At 40.1% G+C, this 7,915-nt stretch carries 3 protein-coding genes and 1 pseudogene; all 4 read left to right on the top strand.

Going from position 1 to position 7,915, the window contains the following annotated elements:
* Nucleotides 1-115, top strand: a 115-nt coding sequence (locus tag ACE1AQ_RS04355) for a transposase (RefSeq protein WP_288025126.1), incomplete at its 5' end; no start/stop codon positions are given.
* Between the two features lie 66 nt (nt 116-181).
* A pseudogene (locus ACE1AQ_RS04350) lies at nt 182-364 on the top strand (hypothetical protein); the annotation flags it as partial.
* 602 nt (nt 365-966) lie between these two features.
* Nucleotides 967-5,889, top strand: a complete 4,923-nt coding sequence (locus tag ACE1AQ_RS04345; protein ID WP_374807929.1) for a beta-ketoacyl synthase N-terminal-like domain-containing protein — start codon at nt 967-969, stop codon at nt 5,887-5,889.
* Nucleotides 5,890-6,148: 259 nt separating this feature from the next.
* On the top strand, nt 6,149-7,903 hold the full coding sequence (locus ACE1AQ_RS04340) for an aminotransferase class I/II-fold pyridoxal phosphate-dependent enzyme (RefSeq protein ID WP_008198034.1): 1,755 nt from the start codon (nt 6,149-6,151) through the stop codon (nt 7,901-7,903).
* Nucleotides 7,904-7,915 lie beyond the last annotated feature (12 nt).

Genomic DNA, 7,915 nt, shown 5'->3' with positions numbered 1-7,915 from the left:
GGTGGTCGAGGGAATCAACAATAAACTTAAACTAATAAAACGGAGAGCCTATGGCTTGAGAAACTTTCGGAATTTTTGGGTTAGAAGTATGTTGTCTTGGCATCTTGTCTGTTGATTTAGCATAAAGAGTAACGAAGAGCCATATTTGTCCTCCTTTTATTCTAAAATATGGTTCTTCGGTTTGTCTTATGCAACGTACAGGATTATAAGGAATGAAACTCTTATAGAGAAAGACATTTGGCGATTTTTGTCAATTGTTTTTGATCTAGAGCGAACTAATCAATTAAGTCTCTTGCCAGATAAAGATTTAGTCGATTTATGCTCCCCTATCGAACCATACCAAGTAACGAAGAGCCTAAAATATTTCGGGATTGTTGTCGGCATTCTAGTTTACATATCATTTAGGCGCACTATATCAGCCCCAACTCTGTTAACTTTTGTTTCGAGCCTGTCGGACTTTTGGCTCGTGGGTGTTAAGATCACTACTAATGGGACTTAGACAAAAAACAAATCGATAAAAGCCTCAACTCAACTCCAATCCCCGCTTGGGATTTACTTGGCCGATTCAAGTTTGAATTGGCGCTTCGAGAAGCCCAAAATCGCTGAAACCCAGATATATCAAGGAAAATCATAAATCGAGGTTAACCCTTTGTCCCGTAATGGTTTGAGCCTTTTTTGCTGACCGAAAACTCCTAACTCCCACTAACCCGCACCTGTGGGGTTATAAAGTTATCAAGGTACTACATTTACCAAGCGGCTAATCCTCTAAACGTCTTACTGTCTAGTTTCTAGCCAACGAATCGCACTACACCCTACACCCTGCCTCTAGGAAAAACTTTTTCAGCAAACCCTACTCTAGAAGATCCCATGATATTAGCCAGAATTTTACGGAATTTATTTTATCCTTTTTGATTCAATGATCAACAACCTCCCAACGAAAAGCTGCCTCTTAGGTAAATTTAAATGATGACGACAAATCTTAGCTCTTTTTCCCCATGGTGGACCGAAATTTCTTCTGGTGATCGATCTGAACCAGTTACATTGGTAAAATTACTTAAATATCGAGCGGTTCAACAACCGAATCAAATTGCTTATCATTTCTTAACAGACAACCAAGATATCCCCGCAAAGCTAACTTATGCTCAATTAGATCGAAAAGCTGGCGCCATTGCTGCTTGTCTTCAACGTTTTCATCCTGAAAATCAATGCGTTCTTTTACTGTATCCTGCGGGTTTAGATTATATCGCCGCCTTTTTTGGCTGTTTATATGCAGGTATGATTGCTGTTCCTGCCTATCATCCTAAGCCTAATCGCTCTTTAGAGAGAATTAAAGCGATAATGAAAGATTCACAGTCAAAAATTGCTTTAACCACTTCTGAGATTAGCCAAAATTTAGAACGCTGTTTTGAGTTTGCTCCCGAACTGAAAGACTTATCTTGGTTAACGACGGATCAGATAGATGGAAACCTAGCCGACCAATGGCAAGAGCCTAGGATAAACCCCGAAGATATTGCCTATTTACAATATACTTCTGGTTCAACCTGTACTCCCAAAGGAGTGATGATTAGTCATCAAAATGCCCTGCATAATACTTATGATATGGCTCAAACATGGGATATTTCTGGGGAGAGTGTGATTGTTTCTTGGCTGCCCCATTTTCATGATTTTGGTTTAGTATTTGGTATTTTAGAACCTTTTTACAGTGGCTGTTCTACTTTTTTAATGTCTCCTGAGTCTTTTGTCCAGAAGCCTCAGCGTTGGCTAGAGGCGATCGCCCAATATCGTGGGACTCATACGGGGGCGCCTAATTTTGCTTACGAATTATGTGTTGAGAAAAGTCAATCGATTCGAGATGCTCATCTAGATTTAAGCAGTTGGCGAGTGGCGGTCAATGGGGCTGAACCGATTTATTATGAAACCTTAGAAAAATTTGTCACTGCCTTTGCGTCTTTAGGGGTAAGTTGGGAAACTTTAAGCCCAGGTTATGGACTGGCGGAAGCAACCCTAAAAATCTGTAGTGTGCCACATGGTCAAGCTCCCCGTGTTCTCGCACTGCAAAGATTGGGGTTAGAACAAAAACGGGTGGTTGAACTTCCTTCATCGAGTCATGAGGAGGCAAATAAAGTCATAGGTTGTGGTCGTCCAATTTTAGGCTGTCAAATTGTTATTGTTGATCCAGAAACTCATATCCCTTGTCCCCCTGATGGCATTGGTGAAATTTGGGTGTCCGGTGCAAGTATTGCTCAAGGCTATTGGCAACGTTCTGAAACCAGTTTTGCAACCTTTCAAGCCTATTTAGAGACAACGAATGAGGGTCCCTATCTACGAACGGGTGATTTAGGTTTCCTAAAAGACGGTGAACTTTTTGTGATGGGACGATTAAAGGATTTGATTATTATTCGTGGTCGTAATCATTATCCTCAAGATTTAGAGTTGACGGCGCAAAATAGTCATCCTGCTCTCAGACTAGGCTTTGCGGCCGCCTTTGCCGTCACAGTTAATCATCAAGAACAATTAGTATTAACCTTAGAGGTCAAGCGTCAATTTGTTCGCAAGCTTAATACAGAGGAGGTGGTTGAAGCGGTTCGTAGAGCGATTGCAGAACATCATGAAATCGAAGTTTATGCCGTAGTTTTACTCAAAACGGGTTCAATTCCCAAAACGTCTAGTGGAAAAATTCAACGTTATGCTTGTCGGTCAGGATTTGAACAGTCTAGTTTAACCGTCATTGGTCAATGGCAAGCTCCCATCTTAACCGAAGAAACTGGGAAAGAAACTGGAGAGGAATTTTCTTCGGTTGGTTCATCGGTTTTGTTTGTGGAAGCCATTCGTCAATGGTTAGTAAATTGGTTGAGTGAAAAACGACAGTTAACCCTTAAAGAAATTAATATCCAAGAATCTTTTAGTAATTATGGCTTAAATTCCCTACAAATGGTTAATTTAGCGGCAGATTTAGGGAAATTGCTCGATAAAAACGTTTCTCCCACCTTACTTTGGGACTATCCGAGCATCAGCGAATTAGCGGATTATTTAGGGGAAAAAACAGGGACTTCTCCTGTTCAATCCCAAACCTCTCAGTCTGAGCCGTCTGATTCAGCGATCATTGAGGATGCTATTGCCATCATCGGTTTAGGTTGCCGTTTTCCCAATGCTAATAACATTAATTCTTTCTGGTATCTTTTATCTCAAGGTATTGATGCCATTCGTCGCTTACCTTCAGAAAGAAGCGCAAGTTTGCATCGTACGATGCCTGATCATCATCCTGCTTTATGGGGCGGATTTTTAGATCTAGTTGATCAATTTGACTCGTCGTTCTTTGGCATTGCTCCTCGCGAAGCTGCTCGCATGGATCCTCAACAAAGATTACTTCTAGAAGTGGCATGGGAAGCCTTTGAAAATGCTGGGGTTGTCCCAGATCAGTTAGCGGGTAGTCGTACAGGCGTATTTGTCGGGCTGAGTACGAATGATCATTCTCATATCCTATTACGGAATCCTGAAAACCTTGATGCCTATGTGGGAACCGGTAGTGCGAATAGTATGGTTGCCAATCGGTTATCCTATCTGTTGGATTTACGTGGACCGAGTATGACTGTAGATACGGCCTGTTCCTCCTCTTTGGTAGCAGTTCACATGGCTTGTCAAAATCTCAAAAACCATGAATCCGATTTAGCCTTAGCGGCTGGCATTAACTTGATCTTAACCCCTGATTTAACATTAGCGTTATCTCAAGCTCAAATGATGTCCCCAGAAGGACGTTGTAAGACTTTTGATGCCGATGCTGATGGTTATGTTCGAGGAGAAGGTTGCGGTGTGGTTGTCCTCAAACGTTTAAAAGATGCTATGGACGATGGAGATGCTATTTATGCAGTGATTCGGGGGTCAGCGATCAATCAAGATGGTCGCAGTAATGGCATTACTGCGCCGAATGGACTGGCTCAACAATCGATAATTCGTGAAGCTTTGGCCAAAGCACAAATTAAACCCGAACAAATTAGTTACATAGAAGCTCACGGGACAGGAACGCCTCTGGGTGATCCGATTGAAGTGGATGCGCTCAAGGCGGTTTTTGATAGCAATCGCCCTGTAAATCATCCTTATTGGGTGGGTTCAGTCAAAACGAATATTGGGCATCTAGAAGCAGCAGCCGGAATTGCTGGTTTAATTAAAGTGGCTTTATGCCTACATCATCGAGAAATTCCAGCGCATCTTCATTTAAAACAGGTAAATCCTCATATTTCTTTAGACAATACCTCTTTAGAATTTGTTAAAACCCATCAACCTTGGGTGACGAACACCGATAGTCTCTATGCAGGGGTCAGTTCTTTTGGTTTTGGGGGAACAAACTGTCATGTCGTTTTACAAGAAGCCCCACAATTGTCAGTTACTTCTGATGTAAAAGCTGATCTGCCTTTATTATTCACCTTATCAGCGAAAAATGAAAGTAGTTTACAGGCTTTAGTTGCTCATTATACTCAATGGCTAACTGAGCATCCTAATAATTCTTTGGCAAATTTGTGCTTCACCACAAATACAGGTCGTTCCCACTTTTCCCATCGTTTAGCGGTGGTAGCGAAGACTCAAGAAGAATTAAAGATCAAACTTCAGAGATGGAACTTGGGTGAATTTTCTAAAGGAGTTACTAAAAATGTCTTTAATGAGCGAAATGTCACAAAAATCGCCTTTTTATTTACAGGTCAAGGTTCACAGTATGTCGGTATGGGGCAACAATTATGGGAAACTGAACCGATTTTTCAAGAAGCTTTCCGTCAATGTGAAGCCTTATTCCGCCCTTATTTGTCTGAGTCTTTGTTATCTGTTATTTACCCTCAAGAGCCAAGATCAACACTCATTAATCAAACACAATACACTCAGGCGGCTCTTTTTAGTTTTGAGTATGCACTGGCCAAACTCTGGCAAGCTTGGGGGATTCAACCAACAGCAGTCATCGGTCATAGTTTAGGGGAATATGTCGCGGCTTGCATTGCTAATGTATTTAGCTTAGAAGATGCGGTTAAATTAGTGGCCAAACGGGGTCAATTAATCCAGAATCTGCCTGCTAATGGGACAATGGCTATGGTGGCTCTTCCTGCTGATAGCATTGTGCCTTACTTAGACTCTTATCAACAGAAAGTCGTGATTGCTACCCGTAACAGTCCTCAAAATACGGTAATTTCGGGAGAAAGTATAGCCGTTAACCAAATTGTTGAAATGCTAAGACTTCAAGGAATTGCTACTAAAATCCTTTCTGTTTCTCATGCGTTTCATTCTCCTTTAATGGTTTCTATCATTGAGGAATTTGCAGAAACGGTTAAGCAAGTTACTTTCAACGTCCCTCAGATTCCCTTAATTTCTAACTATACGGGTCGAGTCGCTTATTCTGAAGAAATTTGCCAAGCAGATTATTGGTGTAATCATCTACTCCATACAGTTGATTTTCAAGGTGGACTACAATCTTTAGTCAAGTTAGGAGTTAACGTTTGCCTAGAAATTGGTCCCAAACCGACCTTAGTAAGCATGGGTAAACAGTGTGGTTTCAAAGATGTCATCTGGTTAGATTCAGTTAAGTTAGGTGAAGAAAATTGGCAAACTTTAATCAACACTTTATCTATCTTATACACTGAAGGTTGTCGAGTGAATTGGGCGAATCTGTATTGTGATGCTACTTATCAAAAGTTGCATCTGCCGACTTATGCTTTTAACCGTAAACATTACCCAATCCTAACTGTAAATCATCATGCCAATAAAGAAAAAGACGAATCTTCAATCTTACCTGTTGTTCAACCGGAAGAAGCTAAGATTTTAAATTCTCCTTCGAGTCAATTGTTGGAAGTTCTTACTCAACAGGCTGAAGCGTTAATTGTACAAAGCAAAATCTTACTAAGTCGTTAGACTGACCTTCATTTATCGACTTCTTGCCAGATTCCGACATTTAGTAATCCTAAAAACAATGGATATTTGTTGTCTCAACTATTGAGATCAAGTTTCTGGTTGATAGGTCTAATACGGCGGTTTCTCTATCCATCTGGCACAGACAACTCCTTATTAGATCAGCCTTTCCACTTAGAAGATGTACCAGACTGAGCCTGAATCCGCCGTAATCCCTATCCGAAAGTAATCTTGACTTTTGATTTTTAAGAGGTTTCACGATATGTCGTTTAATTCTCCTTCTTTGTCTTCTTCTGATTCACTTTCCGGTCTGCCACCGAAGATTTTAGAATTGTTGAGCAAGCAAGCTGAAGCCATAGCCCTTCAAAGCAAAGTTTTACTCAAACAACATCAACAATTAACCTGTGCAAATGACCCATCCTTTCCTTTATCATCGCCAAGACAAGGCTTACAGACTTCTCCAATTTATCAAGATAATTCTCCATCGGGATTGTCTGCTACTGCTCAATTTCAAAGTCCTGAAGAAATTCGGTTAATTTTATGGCAAATTATTGCTAAAGTTAGCGGGTTTCCTCAAGAAGAAATTCAGTTACATCATCATCTTGTTGAGAATCTAGGACTTGATTCTTGGATGTTAGCGCAACTTTTACACCATCTCAAAAACACCTTTTGTCTTGCGTCTAATATGCCTATTCAACCCACTATGAAGGTAGAACAAGTTTTAGAACAACTGCTGTCACTTAATAATATTAATCCAACAGTTTCTCTCCCTACTCCTATTCCTTTATCTTCTCTAAAAAGTTCTGTTTCTCCTCAAGAGCGTCATCAAACTATTGAAACGTCTCCTGCTTATTTAGCTTTACAAGAAAGAGAACATTTAATTAGTTCATATACTCAATTAAACCCTTATTTTCGCACTCATGAAGGCGTAAATAGTAATAGGGTTATTATTGAGGGTCGAGAACTGATTAATTATTCGAGTTATAATTATGTGGGAATGTCTGGTGATCCTCAAGTGAATGAAGCAGCTAAACAAGCCATTGAACATTATGGAACTTCCGTTTGTGCCAGTCGAATTATTGGTGGTCAAATTCCTTTACATCAAGAATTAGAAAGTAAAATTGCTGAATTTATTGAGGTAGAAGATTCAGTGGTTTATGTGTCAGGCCACGGAACTAATGTTTCTACTATTGGCCATCTATTTGGAGAAGGCGATTTAATTCTTCATGATGCTTTAAGTCATAATAGTGTCATTGTTGGCTGTATTTTATCGGGCGCACAAAGACAGGCTTTTCCTCATAATGATTGGCAAGCTTTGGAAAATACCCTCAAAACTTTACGCCCTTACTATAACAAAGTGTTAATCGTGATTGAAGGGGTTTATAGTATGGATGGAGACATTCCAGATTTAGCGAAATTTGTTGAGGTTTCTAAGGCCAATAATGCTTATTTAATGGTGGATGAAGCCCATTCTTTAGGGGTGCTAGGCAAACGAGGCAAAGGAATTACTGAATATTGTAATGTTGATCCCAATGAAGTAGATTTTTTGATGGGAACATTAAGTAAAACCCTAGCCAGTTGTGGCGGTTATATTGCCGGCCGTCAAAACCTTATAGATTTTCTCCGAAAAACATCCCCTGGGTTTATTTTTAGTGTAGGAATTCCAGCCGCTAATGCTGCTGCTTCTTTAGAGGCGATTAAGCTTCTTGAAGCTGAACCAGAAAGAGTCCAAAAACTACAATACAATTCAAGCTTGTTTCTCAATTTAGCTAAAGAAAAGGGATTAAATACTGGAAACAGTGCTAACTCTGCTGTAGTGCCAATTATCGTAGGAGAATCTTCGGTATGTTTAAAACTGTCAGAAGCCCTCTTTAAAAGAGGAATTAATGTGGACGCTATTTTGTATCCCGCCGTCGAAAAAAATGGGGCGAGAATGCGCTTTTTTATTACTAGCGAACATACTCAAGAACAGATTTCTTATACGGTCAATACTTTAGCAGAAGAAATTCACAATTAGCTCTAAAATAAA

Source organism: Microcystis sp. BLCC-F209 (genome assembly GCF_041928595.1).
GTDB lineage: Bacteria > Cyanobacteriota > Cyanobacteriia > Cyanobacteriales > Microcystaceae > Microcystis.
This window is presented reverse-complemented; position numbering and strand designations above follow the sequence as displayed.

Bases quoted from the DNA above. Each gene is read 5' to 3' on its own strand.
- ACE1AQ_RS04345 (WP_374807929.1), top strand. From the start codon at position 967: ATGACGACAAATCTTAGCTCTTTTTCCCCATGGTGGACCGAAATTTCT.
- ACE1AQ_RS04340 (WP_008198034.1), top strand. From the start codon at position 6,149: ATGTCGTTTAATTCTCCTTCTTTGTCTTCTTCTGATTCACTTTCCGGT.